This is a genomic window from Micromonospora sp. NPDC007220, from assembly GCF_040634035.1.
Taxonomy (GTDB): Bacteria; Actinomycetota; Actinomycetes; order Mycobacteriales; family Micromonosporaceae; genus Micromonospora; species Micromonospora reichwaldensis.
Map to the genome: position 1 here is coordinate 94,910 of NZ_JBEYEU010000009.1, position 21,602 is coordinate 116,511.

General features: G+C 72.6%; 12 protein-coding genes and 1 pseudogene. 7 read left to right on the forward strand and 6 right to left on the reverse strand.

The features are described from left to right. Positions 1-112 precede the first annotated feature (112 nt). From ABZ573_RS18405 to mce, 3 genes are all read right to left on the reverse strand, one after another. A complete protein-coding gene (locus ABZ573_RS18405; RefSeq protein ID WP_132231256.1) occupies positions 113-1,375 on the reverse strand; it encodes a cell division protein DivIVA in 1,263 nt (420 codons plus the stop codon). Between the two features lie 310 nt (positions 1,376-1,685). Continuing rightward, a complete protein-coding gene (gene ccrA / locus ABZ573_RS18410) occupies positions 1,686-3,041 on the reverse strand; it encodes a crotonyl-CoA carboxylase/reductase (RefSeq protein ID WP_151456553.1) in 1,356 nt (451 codons plus the stop codon). 344 nt (positions 3,042-3,385) lie between these two features. Continuing rightward, positions 3,386-3,859 (reverse strand): methylmalonyl-CoA epimerase, encoded by a 474-nt coding sequence (gene mce, locus ABZ573_RS18415; RefSeq protein ID WP_121399562.1) that lies wholly within the window; start codon positions 3,857-3,859, stop codon positions 3,386-3,388. A gap of 60 nt (positions 3,860-3,919) precedes the next feature. On the opposite strand from mce, the gene ABZ573_RS18420 reads away from it, so the two are divergent. From ABZ573_RS18420 to ABZ573_RS18445, 6 genes and pseudogenes are all read left to right on the forward strand, one after another. After that, positions 3,920-5,119 carry an acetyl-CoA C-acetyltransferase gene (locus ABZ573_RS18420; RefSeq protein ID WP_327029421.1) on the forward strand — a complete coding sequence of 400 codons (1,200 nt, stop codon included), beginning with the start codon at positions 3,920-3,922 and terminating at the stop codon, positions 5,117-5,119. A gap of 33 nt (positions 5,120-5,152) precedes the next feature. Continuing rightward, entirely contained in the window at positions 5,153-6,157 is a 1,005-nt protein-coding gene (gene meaB, locus ABZ573_RS18425) for a methylmalonyl Co-A mutase-associated GTPase MeaB (RefSeq protein ID WP_327029420.1), read from the forward strand. A gap of 75 nt (positions 6,158-6,232) precedes the next feature. Continuing rightward, positions 6,233-6,646: an Asp23/Gls24 family envelope stress response protein gene (locus tag ABZ573_RS18430; RefSeq protein WP_151456557.1), complete on the forward strand. Its 414-nt coding sequence runs from the start codon at positions 6,233-6,235 to the stop codon at positions 6,644-6,646. A gap of 108 nt (positions 6,647-6,754) precedes the next feature. Further along, positions 6,755-8,443 carry a methylmalonyl-CoA mutase family protein gene (locus ABZ573_RS18435; protein WP_151456558.1) on the forward strand — a complete coding sequence of 563 codons (1,689 nt, stop codon included), beginning with the start codon at positions 6,755-6,757 and terminating at the stop codon, positions 8,441-8,443. Positions 8,444-8,673: 230 nt separating this feature from the next. Further along, on the forward strand, positions 8,674-9,591 hold the full coding sequence (locus ABZ573_RS18440) for a tetratricopeptide repeat protein (protein ID WP_327029419.1): 918 nt from the start codon (positions 8,674-8,676) through the stop codon (positions 9,589-9,591). A gap of 104 nt (positions 9,592-9,695) precedes the next feature. Continuing rightward, positions 9,696-10,604, forward strand: a pseudogene (locus ABZ573_RS18445) (arginase family protein); the annotation flags it as partial. A gap of 1,633 nt (positions 10,605-12,237) precedes the next feature. Here ABZ573_RS18445 and ABZ573_RS18450 read toward each other — a convergent pair. After that, positions 12,238-14,199, reverse strand: a complete 1,962-nt coding sequence (locus tag ABZ573_RS18450; RefSeq protein WP_358119319.1) for a penicillin-binding transpeptidase domain-containing protein — start codon at positions 14,197-14,199, stop codon at positions 12,238-12,240. 287 nt (positions 14,200-14,486) lie between these two features. Here ABZ573_RS18450 and ABZ573_RS18455 point away from each other — a divergent pair, with 287 nt between their 5' ends. Beyond that, positions 14,487-19,565 carry an NAD-glutamate dehydrogenase gene (locus ABZ573_RS18455; RefSeq protein ID WP_151457063.1) on the forward strand — a complete coding sequence of 1,693 codons (5,079 nt, stop codon included), beginning with the start codon at positions 14,487-14,489 and terminating at the stop codon, positions 19,563-19,565. Between the two features lie 85 nt (positions 19,566-19,650). On the opposite strand, the gene ABZ573_RS18460 is transcribed toward ABZ573_RS18455, so the two are convergent. Beyond that, on the reverse strand, positions 19,651-20,334 hold the full coding sequence (locus ABZ573_RS18460) for a class F sortase (protein WP_358119322.1): 684 nt from the start codon (positions 20,332-20,334) through the stop codon (positions 19,651-19,653). A gap of 1 nt (position 20,335) precedes the next feature. Beyond that, positions 20,336-21,430, reverse strand: a complete 1,095-nt coding sequence (locus ABZ573_RS18465) for a hypothetical protein (RefSeq protein ID WP_358119325.1) — start codon at positions 21,428-21,430, stop codon at positions 20,336-20,338. Positions 21,431-21,602: the final 172 nt, after the last annotated feature.

Consider the following 21,602-nt stretch of genomic DNA (forward strand, 5'->3'; position numbering starts at 1 on the left):
CACGCCCGGGCAATTCGCTCGGCGGGAAAAAGCGTACGGCGCGGGGCGCACCGGTCACCCGGTGTCACCCCGCGCCGTGGAAATCATGCCCCGGTCGGGTGGGTCGGTCGGGTCAGTTGGCGGTCTCCGCGGCCACCCGCTCGTCGGCGTTGTCGGCCTTCTTCGCCTCCGGCTTGGCCGGCGCGGCCGGCGGCGTGGCGGGCACGCCCGGCACGATGCCGGCGAGGCCGGAGAGCATCTGGCCGAGCTGCGAGGTGACGGCGTCCTTCTGCCGGGTGAGGTCCTCGACCTCGCGACGGGCCGCCTGGGTGGTCAGCTCGGCCTCGGTGCGCGCCTCGGTGAGCAGGCGCTTCGACTCGGCCTTCGCCTCGGTGAGCGTCTTGTCGGCCAGCGCCTTGGCCTTGTCGACCGTCTCGTTGGCGGTGCGCTCCGACTCGACCCGGCGGGCCTCGGCGCGCTGCTCGATCTCCTTGGCCCGCTCCTGCGCGGCGTGGGCCCGCTGCTCGGCCTCGCTGACCAGCTTCTGGGTCTGGGCCACCTGCGCGGCGTGCCGCTCGGACTCCTCGCGCTCGGCCTTCTCCCGGCGCTCGGCAAGCTGGAGCTCCAGGGCCTGGAGGTCCTTGTCGCGCTTGTCGCGGGCGTCGGTGAGCAGCTTGGTCGCCTCGGCGCGCTTCTCCTCGGCCTCGCGGGCCGCCTTCGCCCGCTGCTGGGTGATCTCCCGCTCGGCGGTGGCCCGCAGGGTGGCGACCTCGCGCTCGACGGTGGACTTCAGCTCGGCGACCTCGTGGGCGGTGACCGTGCGCAGCTGCTTGGTCTCCCGGTCGGCGTCGGCGCGCAGCGTGTCGGCCTCGCGCCGGGCCTGGACGCGGACCTCGGCGGCCTCGCGCTCGGCGGCGGTGCGGACGCTGCCCGCCTCCCGCTCGGCGTTGGCCTTCATGGCCGCCGCCTCGGCGCGCGCCTTGTCGGTGATCTCGCGCGCCTCGAGGCGGGCGGCGGAGAGGATGCCCTCCGACTCGCGCTTGGCCTCGTTGCGGTGGTCGTTGGCCTGCTCCTCGGCCAGCCGCAGGATCTGCTCGACGCGGGTGCCGAGGCCGGAGAGGGTGGGCCGGCTGTTCTCCTCGAGCTGCTTGTTGGTGTCGGCGAGCTTCTGCTCCAGCGCGCTCATCCGCTGCTCGGCCTGGCGGAGCCGTCGCTGGGCGTCGTTCATCCGCTGCTCGGCCTCGGCGCGGGCCTGCTCGGACTGGGTCAGCGCGGCCGTCATCCGGCCGATGAAGTCATCGACCTGGTGGGTGTTGTAGCCGCGCAGGCCAACGGTGAAATCGGGCTGCGAGTTCGCGTTATCGAAGAACGCAAGAGGGGAGGACTGCTGGGGCATTGGGACATACTCGCAGACCCCCCAGGGTGCTTCGCAAGAGCGGTGCCGAGCTTTCGTGTCCTCATTACATGGTCAACTGCGGGTCCGCCGAGGACCGGGCAGATCGCCGATCTTGGCAGGTCCCGGGCGGGTCGGACGGCACGGAGCGTGACAGGGGAGAGGGCACGGAGCGTGACATGGAAAAGGGCCGCGGGAGTACCCCGCGGCCCTTTGTCGCGCCATGGTCGGCATCGCTCGAATGAGCGTCAGACACTAGGCGGAAAGGCAATCGCCGTTCACCGCAATGGGCGACGGCGCCTCGTCCCTCGGGTCAGTGGCCGCGGAACCGGTTGATCGCGTCCTCGTGCCGGGAGCGCAGCTCGCGGTCGCGTACGCCGAGCCCGTCCGTCGGGGCCAGGCAGCGGACGCCGACCTTGCCCTGGTGCGCGTTGCGGTGCACCTCGTACGCGGCCTGGCCGGTCTGCTCCAGCGCGTAGGTCTTCGACACGGTGGGGTGGACCTTGCCCAGTGCCACGAGCCGGTTGGCCTCCCACGCCTCGCGGTAGTTGGCGAAGTGGCTGCCGATGATCCGCTTCAGATGCATCCAGAGGTAGCGGTTGTCGTACTGGTGCAGGTAGCCGCTGGTGGAGGCGCAGGTGACGATGGTGCCGCCCTTCTTGGCCACATAGACGCTGGCGCCGAAGGTCTCCCGGCCGGGGTGCTCGAAGACGATGTCCGGGTCGTCGCCGCCGGTCAGCTCGCGGATGCGCTCGCCGAAGCGGCGCCACTCGTCCTGGTCCTGGGTCTGCTCGTCCTTCCAGAAGCGGAAGCCCTCGGCGGTGCGGTCGATCACCAGCTCGGCGCCCATCCTCCGGCACAGCTCCGCCTTCTCCGGCGAGGAGACCACGCAGACCGGGATCGCGCCGCCGTTGAGCGCCATCTGGGTGGCGTAGCCGCCGAGGCCGCCGGAGGCGCCCCAGATCAGCACCACGTCGCCCTGCTTCATGTTCGCCCCGTGGTGCGACACCAGCTGCCGGTACGCAGTCGAGTTGACCAGCCCCGGGCTGGCCGCCTCCTCCCAGCTCAGGTGGCGCGGCTTGGGCATCAGCTGGTTGGCCTTGACCACGCACAGCTCGGCCAGGCCGCCGAAGTTGGTCTCGAAGCCCCAGATCCGCTGCTGCGGATCCAGCATGGTGTCGTCGTGCCCGGCCGCGTCCTCCAGCTCCACGGAGAGGCAGTGCGCGACGACCTCGTCGCCGGCCTTCCACTTCGTGACCCCGGGCCCGGTGCGCAGCACCACGCCGGCGGCGTCGGAGCCCACCACGTGGTACGGCAGGTCGTGCCGGCGGGTCAGCTCGGAGAGCCGGCCGTAGCGCTCGAGGAACTTGAAGGTCGGCAGCGGCTCGAAGATGCTGGTCCAGACCGTGTTGTAGTTGATCGCGCTCGCCATCACCGCGACCAGCGCCTCGCCCGGCCCCAGTTCCGGCGTCGGCACCTCCTGCACGTGCAGCGCCTTGCGCGGGTCCTTGTCCCGGGTGGCCAGGCCGTCGAACATCCGGGTCTCGTCGGCGCGCACCACCACGCCGCGGTACGTCTCGGGTACCGGCAGGCCGGCGATCCCGGCGAGCTCCCGTGCGGGTTGGTCGGATCCCTCCGCCGCCATGATCGCTTCGAGGATGTCCTGCACGTCGACCTCCCGTTCGTCCGCACCCCGCCCACGCGGGCCTGGGTGCTGCCATCGTCGGCGTCGGTGCGGCCCACCGCCATGTCGGCATCCGACACATCCGGTACCGGCCGCGCTCCTGTGGGGCGGGACGTTACTGAAGAGTAGGTAGGGCCGGAAGTCCTCTGTGAAAAACTGCATTGGCCGATGCGTGGAGGTGCCCGGGCGGCGGTGGAACCACGCACCGGCGCGCTCGGCGGGGCCTCCGACCCCTCTCCCACCAGCCGGGGAGTGGCCTCCGGCCCCTTTTCGCCAGATGGAGTGTGGCCTCCGGCCCCCGCCCGGTCGGCGGGAGCCGGAGGTGGGGATCAGTGCCCGGCGGCGGGCTCGACGAGTTCGACCAGCACCCCGCCGGCGTCCTTCGGGTGGACGAAGTTGACCCGCGAGTTGGCGGTGCCGCGCTTCGGGGTGTCGTAGAGCAGCTTCACGCCCCGCTCGCGCAGCTTCGCGCAGGCGGCGTCGATGTCCTCGACGGTGTACGCCACCTGCTGCACGCCGGGGCCCTTCTTGTCGAGGAACTTGGCGATGGTCGACTCCGGGGTCAGCGGGGCGAGCAGCTGCACGCAGCCGCCCTCGGCGTCCGGGCCGACGGCCAGCATCGCCTCGCGTACGCCCTGCTCGGCGTTCACCTCGGTGTGCACGCAGCGCATCCCGAAGGTGCGCTGGTAGAAGTCGATCGCGGCGTCCAGGTCGGCGACGGCGACCCCGACGTGGTCGATGCGGCGCAGGCCGATGTCTGTGACATAGTCGGCAGCGGTCTCGACGGGGGAGTTCTCAGCCATGGCGCTAGTCTGACCGAACAATCGTTAAGGCGTACAGGTCGGCACCCCTCGGAGGCAGGCATGGCTTCGGTGATCGTCAGCGGCGCGCGGACCCCGATGGGGCGCCTGCTGGGCAACCTCAAGGACCTCCCCGCGACCAGGCTCGGTGGCGTCGCGATCAAGGCGGCGCTCGAGCGGGCCGGCGTCGCCCCCGAGCAGGTCCAGTACGTGATCATGGGGCAGGTGCTCCAGGCCGGCGCCGGACAGATCCCGGCCCGCCAGGCGGCGGTCGAGGCCGGCATCCCGATGTCCGTGCCGGCGCTGACCGTCAACAAGGTCTGCCTCTCCGGCCTGGACGCGATCGCCCTGGCCGACCAGCTGATCCGCGCCGGCGAGTTCGACATCGTCGTCGCCGGCGGCATGGAGTCCATGACCAACGCCCCGCACCTGCTGCTCGGCCAGCGCGGCGGCTACAAGTACGGCGACGTGGTGGTCAAGGACCACATGGCGCTCGACGGGCTCACCGACGCCTGGGACAGCTGCGCGATGGGTGAGTCCACCGAGCGGCACAACGGGCGGCACGGCATCACCCGCGAGGAGCAGGACGCGTTCGCCGCGGCCAGCCACCAGCGGGCCGCCGCCGCGCAGAAGAACGGCCACTTCGCCGACGAGATCACCCCGGTGGTCATCCCGCAGCGCAAGGGCGACCCGCTGGTGATCAGCGAGGACGAGGGGATCCGCCCGGACACCACCGTCGAGTCGCTGGCGAAGCTGCGCCCGGCGTTCGCCAAGGACGGCACCATCACCGCCGGCAGCTCCTCGCCGATCTCCGACGGCGCCGCCGCGGTGGTCGTCATGAGCAAGGCCAAGGCCAAGGAGCTGGGGCTGACCTGGCTGGCCGAGATCGGCGCGCACGGCAACGTCGCCGGCCCGGACAACTCCCTGCACTCGCAGCCGTCCAACGCGATCCAGCACGCCCTCAAGAAGGGCGGGCTCGGCATCGAGGACCTGGACCTCATCGAGATCAACGAGGCGTTCGCCCAGGTGGGCATCCAGTCCACCCGTGACCTCGGGATCAGCCCGGACAAGGTCAACGTCAATGGCGGGGCGATCGCGCTGGGCCACCCGATCGGCATGTCCGGCGCCCGGCTGGTGCTCACCCTCGCGCTGGAGCTCAAGCGCCGGGGCGGCGGCACGGGCGCCGCGGCGCTCTGCGGCGGCGGCGGCCAGGGCGACGCTCTGATCATCCACGTCCCGGCCCCCGGCGAGAGCGGTCACTGACCGCCGGCCGGCCGATCCCGTAGAGGCAGCACAGTGAGCGAGATCGTCGACGGCGTCCCGGCGGCCGGCGCACCCCCGGTGCGCCGCAGCCGGGACGTGCCGATGCTGGTCGAGCGGGCCCGCGCGGGCGATCCGCGCGCGGTGGCCCGGCTGATCACCCTGGTCGAGTCGGGCGACGAGACGCTGCCGCGGATCGCGGCGGCCCTCGCGCCGTACGCCGGCCAGGCCCAGGTGGTCGGGCTGACCGGCTCGCCCGGGGTGGGCAAGTCGACCACCACCAACGAGCTGGTCCGGGCGCTGCGCGCCCGCGGCCACCGGGTGGGCGTGCTGGCCATCGACCCGTCCAGCCCGTTCACGGGCGGGGCGATCCTCGGCGACCGGGTCCGGATGCAGGACCACGCCACCGACCCGGGCGTCTACATCCGGTCGATGTCGAGCCGGGGCCACCTGGGCGGGCTGTCGGCCGCCACGCCGCAGGCGGTGCGGGTGCTGGAGGGCGCCGGCTGCGACGTCGTGCTGGTGGAGACCGTGGGCGTCGGGCAGGCCGAGGTGGAGGTCGCCTCGCTGGCCGACACCACGCTGGTGCTGCTCGCCCCGGGCATGGGCGACGCCATTCAGGCGGTCAAGGCCGGCATCCTGGAGATCGCCGACGTCTTCGTGGTCAACAAGGCCGACCGGGACGGCGCCGACGCCACCTACCGCGACATCCAGGGCATGATCGCCCTGGGCGAGCGCGGCCCGGGCGACTGGCGGCCGCAGGTGGTGCGCGCGATCGCCTCCCGGGGCGAGGGGATCGACGACATCGCCGCCGCCATCGACAAGCACCGTGGCTGGCTGGTCGAGCACGGCGAGCTGCGCCGCCGCCAGGAGGCGCGGGCCGCCGCCGAGGTCGAGGCGATCGCGCTGGGCGTGCTCCGTGCCCGGATCGGTTCCCTGCGCGACGGTACGGAGCTGCCGGCGCTCGCCGCGAAGGTGGCCGAGGGCGCCCTCGACCCGTACGCGGCGGCCGACGAACTGCTCTCCCAACTCGGCTCCTGAGGGGCCCGTCGAGCTAGTACGCTCGCACCGCTCCACGGTCGGCGTGGGGCGGTGCGCGGCGGAGTGGGGGAGACCATGGGCGACGAGGCGACGCAGGAGCTGTCGGTGACGCCGGACGCGGTGCCGGGCGGGACGACGCTCGTCTCCGACGAGGTGGTGGAGAAGATCGCGGTGGCCGCCGCGCGGTCCGTGCCCGGGGTGGTCGAGCTGGGCGGGGACGTGGCCCGGTTCTTCAACGCGGTGCTCGACAAGGTCGGGCTCGACCAGGTCGGCGACGCCCGGCGTGGCTGCTCGGCCCACGTCACGAACGGCGCGGCGGTGGTCAACCTGGTCATCGTGATCGAGGCCGGCCGCGCGGTGCCGCAGGTGACCGCCGAGGTCCGGGAGCAGGTCGCCGGGGCGGTCGAGGCGTACGGGCTGCGGGTCGACGAGGTCAACATCAGGGTCGACGACGTGGCCCTGGGCGGTCCCGCCGCGCCCGTCGCGTGACGCGTCCGGCGGCCCAGGTTACCTGCCGGTACGAACTTACTTAGCGATCGTTCAGGTCTGGGCTCTACACTCGCAGTGCAGTCGAGGACTCGAGGAGGAGCCCCGCCGATGAACGCCGACGAGATCGCCGCCGGACGGGCACGCTGGCAGGCCCGCTACGACGCCGCGCGCAAGCGGGACGCCGACTTCACCACGCTCTCCGGGATGCCCGTCGACCCGGTCTACGGGCCGCCGGAGGGCGTGGACCACCCGGGCTTCGAGCGCATCGGCTGGCCGGGCGAGTACCCGTACACCCGGGGCCTCTACCCGACCGGCTACCGCGGACGGACCTGGACGATCCGGCAGTTCGCCGGGTTCGGCAACGCCCAGCAGACCAACGAGCGCTACAAGATGATCCTGGGCGCCGGCGGCGGCGGTCTCTCCGTCGCCTTCGACATGCCCACGCTGATGGGCCGGGACTCCGACGACCCGCAGGCGCTCGGGGAGGTGGGCCACTGCGGCGTCGCCATCGACACCGCCGCCGACATGGAGGCCCTCTTCGACGGCATCGACCTCGCCGGGGTCACCACGTCGATGACCATCTCCGGGCCGGCGGTGCCGGTGTTCTGCATGTACCTGGTGGCCGCCGAGCGGCAGGGCGCCGACCTGTCCACCCTGGACGGCACGTTGCAGACGGACATCTTCAAGGAGTACATCGCACAGAAGGAGTGGCTCTTCGACCCGGAGCCGCACCTGCGCCTGATCGGTGACCTGATGGAGTACTGCGCCCGGGAGATCCCGCGCTACAAGCCGCTGTCGGTCTCCGGCTACCACATCCGCGAGGCCGGCTCGACCGCCGCGCAGGAGCTGGCGTACACCCTCGCCGACGGCTTCGGCTACGTCGAGCTGGGGCTCTCCCGGGGGCTCGACGTCAACGTCTTCGCACCCGGCCTGAGCTTCTTCTTCGACTCGCACGTCGACTTCTTCGAGGAGATCGCCAAGTTCCGCGCCGCCCGCCGCATCTGGGCCCGCTGGCTGCGCGACGTCTACGGCGCGACCAGTGAGAAGGCGCTCTGGCTGCGGTTCCACACGCAGACCGCCGGGGTGTCGCTGACCGCCCAGCAGCCGGTCAACAACGTGGTGCGTACCGCCGTGGAGGCACTCGCGGCGGTGCTCGGCGGCACCAACTCGCTGCACACCAACGCCCTGGACGAGACCCTGGCGCTGCCCACCGACGAGTCCGCCGAGATCGCCCTGCGTACCCAGCAGGTGCTGATGGAGGAGACCGGGGTGACCAACGTGGCGGACCCGCTGGGCGGGTCCTGGTACGTCGAGGCGCTCACCGACAAGATCGAGGCCGAGGCGGAGGAGATCTTCGCCCGGATCCGGCAGCTCGGTGGGGAGGGTCCGCACCAGATCGGCCCGATGACCTCCGGCATCCTGCGCGGCATCGAGGACGGCTGGTTCACCGGCCACATCGCCGAATCCGCCTTCGTCTACCAGCAGGCGCTGGAGAAGGGCGACAAGCGGATCGTCGGGGTCAACTGCCACACCGGCACGGTCGCCAAGGACCTGGAGATCCTGCGCATCTCGCACGAGGTGGAGCTGGAGCAGCGCCGGGTGCTGGCCGAGCGGAAAGCCGGCCGCGACGAGGCCGCCGTCAAGGCCGCCATCGAGCGGATGGTCACCGTCGGCCGGACCGACGGCAACATGATCCCGGCCATGCTGGACGCCGTCCGCGCGGAGGCCACCCTCGGCGAGATCTGCGACGCCCTGCGCGCCGAGTGGGGCGTCTACCGCGAACCCGCCCGCTTCTGACCCCGTCCCCCTCGACCCCGCTCCACCGCGATCCCGCACCCCGTGTCCCGGCAGTTGCCGCGCAGGCCTCCTGCCGAGGACCGGAGGTGCGGGATCGCGCCATGCCGGGCGGGAGGTCGGGCAGGGGCGCGGGGACGGGGTGGGCAAGGGCGGGAGCAGCCGTGACAGTCACAACTGTCGCCGTCGCGGTTGATCTGAGTTCCGTGGGTCGCGTGCGAGACTAGGTAACCATGAGCGACCCACGGATCACCTCGTCGATCTTCACCCGCGGCGCGGTCGACCTCAGCGCGCTGCGCACCCCTGCACCGGCCCCTGCCCGCCCCGCCACCCCGGCCCAGTCAGCCCCCTCCGCCGATTTCCCCGGCGCCGCCGGTGGCGGCGTCGCCGTCATCGACGTGAGCGAGGCGACATTCCAGTCCGAGGTTCTCGAGCGTTCGCTCACCACACCGGTGATCGTGGACTTCTGGGCCGAGTGGTGCGAGCCGTGCAAGCAGCTGAGCCCCGTGCTGGAGCGGCTGGCCGCCGAGGGCGGCGGCGCCTGGGTGCTCGCCAAGGTCGACGTGGACGCCAACCCCCGGATCGCCCAGATGTTCCGGGTGCAGGGCATCCCGATGGTCTACGCGGTGGTCGGCGGCCAGCCGGTCGACGCCTTCTCCGGAGTGGTGCCCGAGGCGCAGCTGCGGCAGTGGATCCAGGCGGTGCTCAAGGCCGGTGGCGTGAGCGTCGCCGAGCCGGAGGACCCGCGCCTCGACGAGGCCGACGACGCCCTGATGAGCGGCGACCTCGACGCGGCCGAGCAGGCGTACCGCAAGATCCTTGCGGAGTCGCCCGCGGACGCCGCGGCGGAGGCGGGCCTCGCCCAGGTCGGGCTCGCCCGCCGGGTGGCCGGGGCCGACCCGGGCGCGGCGGTCGCCGCCGCCCAGGCGAACCCCGACGATGTCGAGGCCCAGCTCCTGGCCGCCGACATCGAGGTGCTCAGCGGTCAGGCCGAGGCGGCGTACGCCCGCCTGGTGGGCGTGGTCCGCCGCACCGCCGGTGAAGAGCGGGAGAAGGTACGCCAGCACCTGGTCAGCCTCTTCACGGTCGCCGGGCCGGAGGATCCCGCCGTCGCCGCGGCGCGCCGGGCCCTGGCCAGCGCCCTGTTCTGAGCACCACGCCCTGTTCGTGATCACGCCCTGCTTGTGAGTACGTAGCACGCCAGCGCGGGCCGGCGTTCCGGCCGGCCCGCCCGACACCTCGAGGACGGGAGCCCATGATGCGCCGGATCGCCGTCCTCGACGCGCCCAGCAACCTCGGCCTGCGCCCACCCACGTCCACCTCGGTCCCCGGCTGCGGCAAGGCCCCGGGCGCGCTGCGCGACCAGGGGCTGCTCGCCCGGCTGCGGGCCCGCGACGCGGGCTGCCTCACCGCTCCCCGCTACGACCCCGGCGACTGGCGACCGGGGGACGGGGTCTGCCACGCCCGCGAGATCGCCGACTACTCGGTGGCGCTCGCGGAACGGATCGGCGCCATCATCGACCGCAGCGAGTTCCCGCTGGTGCTCGGCGGCGACTGCTCCATCCTGCTCGGTTCGGCACTGGCCATGCACCGGCTCGGCGAGGCGGTCGGCGGGCGCATCGGGTTGGTCTTCGTCGACGGCCACTCCGACTTCCGGCACCCCGGCAACGCCTCCTACGTGGGCGCGGCGGCCGGCGAGGACCTCGCGCTGGTCACCGGGCGGGGGCAGGCCGACCTGGCCGCCATCGAGGGGCGCCGGCCGTACTTCCGGGACATCGACGTGGTGGTGCTCGGCATCCGGGCGCAGGACGAGTACCGCCTCGACCTCCAGGCCGCCGGGATCACCACCCGGCCGGTGCCGGCGCTGCGCGCCGAGGGCGCCGCGCGTACGGCACAGTGGGCGCACGAGCAGCTCGCCGACTGCGCCGGCTACTGGGTGCACATCGACGTGGACGTGCTGGACCCGGCCGTGATGCCGGCGGTCGACGCCCCCGACCCGGGCGGGATCGCCTTCGCCGAGCTGGAGATCCTGCTCGCCGGCCTCGTCGACACCCCGCACTGCCTCGGCGTCGAGCTGACCGTCTTCGACCCCGACTACGACCCGGACGGCGCGTACGCGGCCGAGATCGTCAACACCGTGGTGGCCGGGCTGCGCCCGGTCTCGGCGCCGACGGCTTCGCCGCCCCGACTGCTGCCGGGCCCGTCGGCGTCCGCCGCCTCGTCCGCGCCGTCACGGTCTGCCGCCCCCACCAGGCGTTCCGCCCCCTCCGCCCCCACCACGTCCTCTGCGTCCGCCGCGCCGACGGTGCTGTCGCCGTCTGCCGCCCCCGGGATGCCGTCTGCGTCTGCCGCCCCCGGCGTGCCGTCTTCCTCTGCCGTGTCGGCTGGGCCGTCTGCCGTGTCGGCTGGGCCGTCTGCGGTGTCGGCTGGGCCGTCTGCGTTTGCCGCCCCTGCCACGCGCTCGGCGTCTGCTGGCTCGGTTGGGCCATCGGCGTCTGCGGATTCGGCCGGGCCGTCGGCGTCTGCCGGCTCGGTCGTGCCCTCGGCTCGGCGGAGCAACGGTCGACCCGAGGTGCCGATCATGCCTCCGTCGGCCTCCGCCCCGGCGCTCGTTTCCGCCCCCGTTCCACGCGTTGACGGAGACGACCGGCACCCGGGCGGCGCCGAGGAGCGTGCCGAGGGCGCTCCGCCAGCCCCGCTCCGGCCGCTCGGGCCGGTGGCCCCGGGTGGCGCCGCCTCCGACGGTGTCGCCGTGCCGGAACCCGTCGGCCCGCCCGCCTCCGCTGGTCCGGGCCTGCTGCGCCGGGCACCGCTCGCGGGCCTCGACCCGGGCGACCCGCCGCCCGCGCCCGAGGACGGCACCTCGCCATCCGCCGCCGGTATCGCCTGACCCCCTGTCGAGCTGCCCCATCTGTGCGCCCACCTGCCGGGCCCGGTCGCGCCGGGACGGTTGATCGCACGTGCCCGGTGCAGGGCGAGGTGGGCGGCTGATCGCACGTGCCCAGGGCAGGGCGAGGTGGGCGCCTGATCGCACGTGCCCAGGGCAGGGCGAGGTGGGCGGCTGATCGCACGTCCCCAGGGCAGGGCGAGGTGGGCGGCTGATCGCACGCGCCCGGTTCAGGGCAAGGCGGGGCGGCTGGTGGCACGTGCCCAGGGCAGGTCACGGCCGGGCGGCTGGTGGCACGTGCCCAGGGCAGGTCACGGCCGGGCGGCTGGTGGCACGTGCCCAAGACGATCGAGACTGGCGCGGTCGAGGCAGGGCCGATTGCTCTAGGGCCGGCCCACCTGCCGGGTTCGGTCGCGGAGGCTGGTGGGACGCGAGGTGACGGGTGGAACACCAGGGGTGTCACCGAAGGTTTTTGACACCCATGGTGTTCCACCGGTGGATTGCCGGCGTGCGCCCGGCGGGCGTCGGCGCCTGCCCCGTCGGTAGGGGCAGCTCCACAGCGTCGCTCCGGTTGCGCGGGAACGCCCGCCATCCAGTGGTGATCAGGACGCCATGGACGTTAAAACCGCCCGGTAACGTCCATGGCGTCCTGATCACCAATGCTCGCTTCCTGGCGGCAGGCAGGTGGGGCTCCCGGTGCGGCGACCGGCCCTTTGTGCGGCCGGCTTGGGCCGCCGAGGCTGCCGCAACTACACGTCGCCGTCGCCGACACGTGATGGACCACGCCGACCAGGACGTGGCCGCGTGAACGGCGAAGCGGCGGTGCCCACGGGTGCCCGACGCCGCCAGTCAACGCCAACGCCATCGCCGCCGCCGCCACCGGTGCCGAGACCGGTGTCGGTGAGGCTGGTCAGCGGGAGAGGGCGCGGAGGAAGCGCTCGGCGGCCGGGACGGCGGTGGCGGTGCTGGCTCCGCCCTTCTCGACGAAGACCGCGAACGCGACGTCGCCCTGCCAGCCGACGAACCAGGCGTGCGTGTGCGCCGGGTTGTTGTCGTACTCGGCGGTGCCCGTCTTGCCGTGCACCGGCGCGCCCGGTACGTCCCGCAGCGCGCTGCCGGAGCCGGCCGTGACCACCTCCCGCATCATCGCCCGGACCCCCTCGACCGACTCCGGCTTGAGCTGCGGGCCGGGGGCGGCGGGCTGGGCCGGGGCGGGGTCGAGGACCAGCTTCGGCTGTTCGAACCGACCCCGGGCGACCGCCGCGGTGGCCGACGCCATGGCCAGCGGGCTGACCAGCGTGGTGCCCTGGCCGATGGCGGCGGCGGCCTGCTCGGTCGCCCCGCCGTTCGCCGAGACCTTGCCGGTGAAGGCGTCGAGGCCGACGTCCCACTGCCCCTCCAGCCCGAGGGAACGACCGGTCACGGCCAGTCCGTCGGGGCCGAGCTTCGGCGCCAGCGCGGCGAACGCGGTGTTGCAGGACTTGGCGAAGTCGGTGCGGAAGGGCACCGGCCCCAGCACGAAGTTGTCGGAGTTCTTGAACGGCCTGCCGTCGACGGTGAACGTCTTCGGGCAGTCCACCGTCGCGTCCGGCGTGACCGCGCCCCGGTCGAGCAGGCCGAGCGCGCTGACCATCTTGAAGGTGGAGCCCGGCGGAACCTGGGCGGTGAAGGCCAGGTTCTCCCCGGCGGCGCCGGGACCGTTGGCCGCGGCGAGCACCGCGCCGTCGCTGATCCGCACCGCGACCAGCGCCGCCCGGCGCTTCTCGCCGCGCAGGGCGGTGTCGGCCGCGTTCTGGGTGGCCACGTCGAGCGTGGTCCTGACCGGCTGCCCCGACTTCGGCTCGCTGCGGAACACCTCGGTGCCGGTGGGCACCAGCGTGCCGTCCGGGCCGGGGCGCTCGGTGATCACGGTCAGCCCCGGCGCGCCGCGTAGCCGCTCGTCGTGGTGGCCCTGGAGGCCCCCGTGGCCGACCAGGTCGCCGGCCTCGTAGCGGTCGGGGTGCTGGGCGAGGTCGTCGGCCTGGGCCGGGTCGACGGAGCCGAGCACCGCCCGGGCGAACTCGCGGGTGGGGGCCAGGTCGAGCTTGTCGCTGCGGAACTTGGTGCCCGGCAGGTCGTAGATGCGTGGTTTGATCTGCCGGTACGCCTCCTCGCGCAGGGTCACCACCTCGACGAACGCGCCCGGATCCGCGTCGGCGAGCCGCTTGCGCAGATCGGAGAGGTCCACCGGCGGGGTGATCGCCGGTCGGATCGCCCGGAAGGCCGCGTCCAGCTTCCGGGTCAGGCCCGGGAGGTCCGTGACCTCGCCCGGTTGGAGCCCGACCCGCACCACGGGTCGGGGCGCCACGATCGGCTGGCCGGCGGCGTCGAGCACCGCGGCCCGGGTGGCGGTGTCGCGGCGCAGCCCGAGCCGGTCGCCCCGGGTGAGCTGCTCCTGCACCACCTGCGGCTCCCAGATGACCCGCCACTCGTCGCCGCCGCGGGTGAGCCGCACCGGACGCTCGTACGCCCAACGGGTTCCGCCCGGGAGGGCCCAGTCGACCTTGACCACCGCGGTCGCGATGTCCTTGGTCACCTTCGCCTCGCCCCGGCGGGTCAGCGTCGGCGGCGTGGCCGCCAGCTCGCCGGAGAGCTCCTTGAGCTCGCGGGCGACGTCGGCCGCCGGCACCTTGGCGCCGGTCGGGTCGACGAGGCCGACGGCCTGGAGGTCGCCCGAGCGCCAGCCGGCCAGGAACGCGTCGACGCTGCGCTCCGGTCCGTCACCGCCCGAGCACGCGGTGAGGGCGCCGGCTGCGAGCGCGGTCGCGGCGAGCAGCGCCAGCGGCGGGCGGAGCCGGTTGCGGCGGGGGCGGCGGGGGTACGACAGGCGCATGGAAGCGGATCTCCGATCTCGGAACTGCCCTGCACGCTAGTACGGCGGCGCCGTCCGCACCGTCCCCCCGCACCGGGACGTGCGGAAAGAGAGCCGCTGCCCGGGTGATGAACGACTGGTGGCGGGGTACTCCCGAACCGGCCAACCTCGTACCCGCAACGGGTGAAAGGACGAAGTCCGGAACCGGACGTCCGCACTGTGGTCCGCCGAGCAAGGGGCGGAACGGCAGGGCCTAGGCTGGGCGGCAGAGTGACCCACAATGCGGTGGGTCGAGGGGAGTGGCACCGATGGACCGGCGTCCGGCGATCAAACCGGGACCCGACCTCCGGCAGGATGACACCGGCCGGGACGACAGCTTCGATTCGGCGACCGACGGGGACGGCTTCGGCCGGCTCGACACAGGAGTGACCGGGATGACCGGTTCGAGTATCGACACCCTCTACGATCTGGGCCTGCCCGTCGACGCGCTGGCCGACGACGTGGAGGACAACGAGCTCGACGAGCCCGTTCCCAACGTGGAGCGCCTGGTCGCCCAGGCGGTCGCGCTCGCCGGCGACGACCACGACGCGGCGACCCTGGTCAGCCGCTTCTGGCGGTTCGCGCCGGACGAGGAGCTGATCGGCTTCACCGCCGAGGAGATGCTGGAGGCGGCCCGCGCGCACCGCGACCTCGCCGAGCAGCGCGTACCGGGCGAGTTGAAGCTGCGCATCCACGAGCCCGACGCCGAGCAGCACCACTCCGTCATCGAGATCGTCACCGACGACATGCCGTTCCTGGTCGACTCGGTGACCGCCCTGCTCAACTCGCACCACCTGGACGTGCACCTGCTGGTCCACCCGCTGGTGGTGGTCCGGCGCGAGCCGCTGGGCCGGCTGGTCGAGGTCTCCGCCGACGTCGAGCCCGACGACGCCATCGCCGGCGACCTGGTCGAGAGCTGGATGCACATCGAGATCGACCCGGTACGCGACGCCGCCGAGCGGGACAGGCTGCGCCGGGAGCTCCAGCGGGTGCTCACCGACGTGCGGGAGGCGGTGGAGGACTGGCCGAAGATGCGCCAGCGCGCCCTCGCCCTCGCCGACGAGCTGGCCGCCGCGCGGACGTCGGACAACCGGCCGCCGGTGCCGGAGAAGGACATCACGGACTCGGTGGAGCTGCTCCGCTGGCTCGCCCACGACCACTTCACGTTCCTGGGCTACCGGGAGTACCGGCTGGTCGACACCGGCGAGTCGGGTGCCGCGGACGGGGAGCGGGGCAGCGGCCAGGCCCTGGAGGCGGTGCTCGGCACCGGGCTGGGCATCCTGCGCCAGGACTCCCCGGATGCCAGGCCGCTGTCGTCGATGACGCCCGAGGCGCACGACAAGGTCACCGAGAAGCGGCTGCTGATCATCACCAAGGCGAACTCGCGGGCCACCGTGCACCGCTCCGCCTACCTCGACTACATCGGCTTCAAGATCTTCAACGAGGCCGGCGAGGTGATCGGCGAGCGGCGTTTCCTGGGGCTGTTCTCCACGGCCGCGTACCGGACCAGCGTGCAGGAGCTGCCGGTGGTCCGCCGCAAGGTGGCCGAGGTGCTGGACCGCTCCGGCCTGAGCCAGCGCAGCCACTCCGGCAAGGACCTGCTCCAGATCCTGGAGACCTACCCGCGCGACGAGCTGTTCCAGATCAAGACCGAGGACCTCTACCACGCGGTCATCGGGGTGCTGCGGATGGCCGGCCGCCGGCAGCTGCGGGTGTTCCTGCGCCGGGACGCGTACGGGCGGTTCATCTCCTGCCTGATCTACCTGCCCCGGGACCGGTTCACCACCCAGAACCGCCTGCGGATGCAGGACATCCTGCTGCGCGAGCTGAACGGCGTCGGGGTCGACTACACGACCCGGGTCACCGAGTCGATGCTCGCCCGGGTGCACTTCATCGTCCGGACCGACCCGAGCAGGACTCCGGGCGACATCGACGCCGACCTGCTCGCCGAGGAGCTGGCCGACGCGACCCGGCTCTGGGACGACGACTACCGGCTGGTGCTGGAGCGCAAGCTCGGCGACGAGCAGGCCAAGCACCTGTTCACCCGCTACGCCGACGCCTTCCCAGAGGGCTACAAGGACGGCCACACGCCGTACGAGGCCATGAAGGACCTGGCGAAGCTGGAGCTGCTGGAGGAGCCCGGCCAGCTGGAGATGCACCTGTTCCGCAAGCAGCTCGCGCCGCGGGCCGGCGGGCGGGGGCCGGACGTCGACGAGGCGATGGACGTCCGCTTCAAGGTCTACCGCTACGGCGAGCCGATGATGCTCTCCGCCGTGCTGCCGGTGCTGCACTCGCTCGGCGTCAAGGTGGTCGACGAGCACCCGCACGAGGTGGACCGGATCGACGGTCGGGTCTACCTCTACGACTTCGGGCTGCGGCTGCCGGAGGGCCACCAGGAGCTGTCCGAGGTGCGCCCGCACGTGGAGAACGCCTTCGCGGCGGCGTGGCGGGGCGAGGCCGAGGTGGACGGCTTCAACGAGCTGGTGCTGCGCGCCGGCCTCACCTGGCGGCAGGTCGTGGTGCTGCGCGCGTACGCGAAGTACCTGCGCCAGGCCGGCACGGTCTTCTCCCAGGAGTACATGGAGCAGACCTTCATCGCGTACCCGAGGATCGCCGCCCTGCTGGTGGAGTTGTTCGAGGTGCGGTTCGCGCCCGGCGAGGACGGCCACGAGCAGCGGCAGCAGCGCAGCGCCGAGCTGGTGGGCGACATCCGGGCCGCGCTGGACGACGTCGCCAGCCTCGACCAGGACCGGATCCTGCGCGCCTACCTGACGATGATCCAGGCCACCCTGCGCACCAGCTTCTACCAGAAGCGCACCGACGGGCGGCCGAAGTCGTACGTGGCGCTCAAGCTGGACCCGCAGGCGATCCCGGACCTGCCGGCGCCGCGGCCGAAGTTCGAGATCTTCGTGTACTCGCCGCGCTTCGAGGGCGTGCACCTGCGGTTCGGGCCGGTGGCCCGGGGCGGGCTGCGCTGGTCCGACCGCCGGGAGGACTTCCGCACCGAGGTGCTCGGCCTGGTCAAGGCGCAGATGGTGAAGAACGCCGTCATCGTGCCGGTGGGCGCCAAGGGCGGCTTCGTGCTCAAGCAGAAGCCGGGGGACCGCGACGAGGCGGTCGTCTGCTACAAGGAGTTCATCTCGGCGCTGCTGGACGTCACGGACAACATCGTCAGCGGCGAGATCGTGCCGCCGGAGGACGTGGTCCGGCACGACGGCGACGACCCGTACATGGTGGTCGCGGCGGACAAGGGCACGGCGACGTTCTCGGACATCGCCAACGAGATCTCCACGGCGCACCAGTTCTGGCTCGGCGACGCGTTCGCCTCCGGCGGCTCGGCCGGGTACGACCACAAGAAGATGGGCATCACGGCCCGGGGCGCCTGGGAGTCGGTGAAGCGGCACTTCCGCGAGATGGGTCACGACACCCAGACCCAGGACTTCACCGTGGTCGGTGTCGGCGACATGTCCGGCGACGTGTTCGGCAACGGGATGCTGCTGTCGGAGCACATCCGGCTGGTGGCCGCGTTCGACCACCGGCACATCTTCCTCGACCCCGACCCGGAGGCCGCCGCCTCGTACGCCGAGCGGAAGCGGCTGTTCGACCTGCCCCGCTCGTCGTGGGAGGACTACGACCGGGGACTGATCTCGGCCGGCGGCGGGGTGTACCCGCGTACCGCCAAGTCGGTGCCGGTCTCGCCGCAGGTCCGCGCGGTGCTGGGCCTGGGCGACGACGTCACGCAGATGTCGCCGCAGGAGCTGATGAAGGCGATCCTGACGGCGCCGGTCGACCTGTTCTGGAACGGCGGCATCGGCACGTACGTGAAGGCCTCCAGCCAGACCAACGCGGAGGTGGGCGACAAGTCCAACGACGCGATCCGGGTGGACGGCAGGAACCTGCGGTGCCGGGTGGCCGGCGAGGGCGGCAACCTGGGCTGGACCCAGCTCGGTCGCATCGAGTACGCCCAGACCGGCGGCCGGATCTACACGGACTTCATCGACAACGCGGCCGGGGTGGACTGCTCCGACCACGAGGTGAACATCAAGATCCTGCTGAACACGGCGGTCGCCGACGGCGCGTTGACCGTCCCCGAGCGGGACGAGCTGCTCGCCGCGATGACCGACGAGGTCGCCGAGCTGGTGCTGAGGGACAACTACGACCAGGCCCGGGCGATCAACAACGCGCAGGCGCAGGCCGCCTCGCTGCTGCCCGTGCACCGGCGGATGATCACCGATCTGGAGCGCTCGGGGGCGCTGGACCGGTCCCTGGAGGCGCTGCCGCCGGACGACGAGATGGCGGTGCGGACCGAGTCCGGGCTGACCGCGCCGGAGTTCGCGGTGCTGCTCGCGTACGTCAAGATCGTCCTTGAGACGGAGATCCTGGCCGAAGGGCTCGCGGACGAGGAGTGGACGACCGACGTCCTGGTCAACTACTTCCCGACGCCGATGCGTGAGCGGTTCGCCGACCGGATGGGCCAGCACCGGCTGCGCCGGGACATCGTGACGACGGTGCTGGTCAACGAGGCGATCAACCGGGGCGGCATCTCGTTCGTCTTCCGGGTGGTCGAGGAGACGGCCGCCCCGGCGGCGGACGTCATCCGGGCGTACGTGGTGGTCCGCGAGGTGTTCGGGCTGGGCGCGCTCTGGGACGCGGTGGAGGACCTGGACAACAAGGTCGACCCGGAGTTGCAGACCAGCGTGTACCTGGACACCCGGCGGCTGGTCGACCGGGCGGTGCGGTGGTTGGTGACCAACCGCCGGTCGCCGATCGACGTGCCGGCGGAGATCGCCCGGCTGCGCGACGGGGTGGCCCAGCTCCTGCCCGACCTGGAGGAGCGCTTCTACGGCAGCGAGCGGGACTCCCTCGCGGCGCACATCGACTCGCTCACCGAGCGGGGGCTGCCGCGTGACCTGGCCGAGCAGGCGACCCGGCTGATGTACAGCTTCGGCCTGCTCGACGTGGTGGAGACCGCGGCGAGCAGCGGGCGGGACGTCGGCGAGGTGGCCTCGGTCTACTTCGTGCTCTCCGACCGGTTCCGGGTCGACTCACTGCTGTCGAAGATCTCCCTGCTGCCGCGTGAGGACCGCTGGCAGACGCTGGCTCGGATGGCGCTGCGCTACGACCTGTACGCCGCGCTGGCCGCGCTGACCGCGGAGGTGCTCGACTCCACCGCCGGCAGCCTGTCGCCGCAGGAGCGGGTGCTCCAGTGGGAGCAGTCGAACGCCACGTCGATCCACCGCGCCGAGCGGGCGATGGGGGAGTTCGACGAGTCCCGGGCGGACCTCGCCGCCCTGTCGGTGCTGCTGCGCCAGATCCGCACCCTGGTGCGGACCTCCGCCGCCGCCTGACGCGTACGGCACGCGGCCCGGCCGGTCTCCCGACCGGCCGGGCCGCGTCGTGTCCCCCGGTGGAGGCTGCCGCGTGGTTGCCGGCTCACGCCGGCATGGAGGCGAAGACGACCACGTTGTCGGGGTAGCTGCCGGCGGCCTGGTCGAAGGTCCCGCCGCAGGTCACCACGCGCAGGCCGGGCCGGTCGCTGGGACCGTAGACCTGCTCGGTCGGGAACTCCGTCTTCGGGTACGCCTTGACCGACTCGACCGTGAAGGTGGCCTGCTGCCCGTCCTCCCGGGTGACGGTGATGGTGTCGCCCGGTTGCAGGGCACCGAGGGAGAAGAAGACCGCCGGCCCGATCTCCGCGGAGTCGACGTGCCCGACGATGACCGCGTTGCCGATCTCACCCGGGCTCGGCCCCGGCTCGTACCAGCCGGCCAGCTGCGCCTGCTCCAGCGGGGGCACCTGGACGGTGCCGTCCGGGTTGGTGCCGAGCGACATGATCGAGGCGTCGACCCCGATGCGGGGGATGGCGATCGTGGTGGGGGCGGAGCGCGCCAGGCCCGTGCCGGAGACGTCCGGGTCCGCGTCGGGGTTCGGCACGTCGGCGTCCGCCGGCCCGGTGCTGGCGGGCGCGGCCAGGGGCTGCGGGGGGCGGGGCGCGGGCCCGGTCTTGGCCGAGGCGCCGATCAGACCGGCGCCGACCATGGCGACCACGACGACGACGGCCGCGCCGGCGGCGCGCCACGGTGTCCCGTGACGGCCGCCGGCCGGTGTCGCCGTCATGTCAGACGAAGGACTCATCGGTCCGACGCCGGCGCATCAGCACGAGGCCGCCCAGGGCGGCCGCGCCGATCAGGCTCGCCCCACCGGCGGCCAGGCCCCGGTCGGTGCCGGCGGCGACGCCACCGTCACCACCGTCGACCCCACCGCGCGGCAGCACGACCAGCTCGCCCTCGCCGCAGGAGCCCTTGAGCTCGTAGCGGCCCGGCTTGGCGTCCTCGGAGACCTCGGCCTCGCCGTAGTAGATGAAGTCCCGCTTGTGCTCCCAGCGGTCCTCGTCCTTGCCGTTGCCCTCGGACTCCTCGTCCGACCAGCCGCTGTCGTGGCCCTTCCGGTCGTACTCGTCCGAGCCGTTGCTGTCCGAGCCGTTCCCGTCGTGGTCCTTGCGGTCCTCGCGGTCGTACTCGTCCGAGCCGTTGCTGCCCGAGCCGTACTTGTCCTCGCGACCCTCGCGGCCCTCACGGTCGCCCTTGTCGTGGCCCTTCTCGCGGCCCTCGCGGTCGCTCTTGTCGTGGCCCTTTTCGCGGCCCTCGCGGTCGCCCTCGGCGTCCTGGCCGTGCTCGTAGCCCTTCCAGTCGCGCTCGCCCTCGGCGCCGGCGTCGGCGGCGCCGCCACCCTGGCCGTTGGTCGGCGGCTTCGGCTCTCCGGTGGCGGTGGCGGTGGCGGACGGCTGCGGCTTGGGCGTCTCGTCCTTGCCGTTGTCGTCCTTGCCGTGGTCGCGGCCCTTGTCCTCGTGGTCGCGGCCCTTGTCCTCGTGGTCCTTGCCCTTGTCGTGGTCCTTGCCCTTGTCGTGGTCCTTGCCCTTGTCGTGGTCGCGGGAGTCCTCCTCCCCGCCACGCCAGTCGTTGCGGCCCTCGGCCGGCTTGAGCTTGACCTTGCCGGTGACCTTCGACCACACGAAGGCGTGCTCCTGCCGGTCCGGGCAGACCTCGAGCAGCTTGACCGTCTCGCCCGCCCTGACGACGTGCGGCTTGGCGTAGACCTTGCCCTCGTCGTCGTGGTGACCGTCCGCGAACGCGATCCCCGGCGTGAACACGAGCAAGGAGGCGCCACCGAGGGCCGCGCCAGCAACGACCTTCCCGAGCATCTTGTTTGCCATGACCTGCGTCACTCCATCCCTGTTGTCCTCGAGCCCGGTGACAACCGAGCTAAGGACGACGTTAGACCGATTCACGAGCTATGCAGGGAAAGATTCGTGTTTTGGTATTTATGGAGGCTAAGGGCGGTAGGGGAGCTACGCCGCTTTGGTAACGTGCCCGACCGGCTCGGGT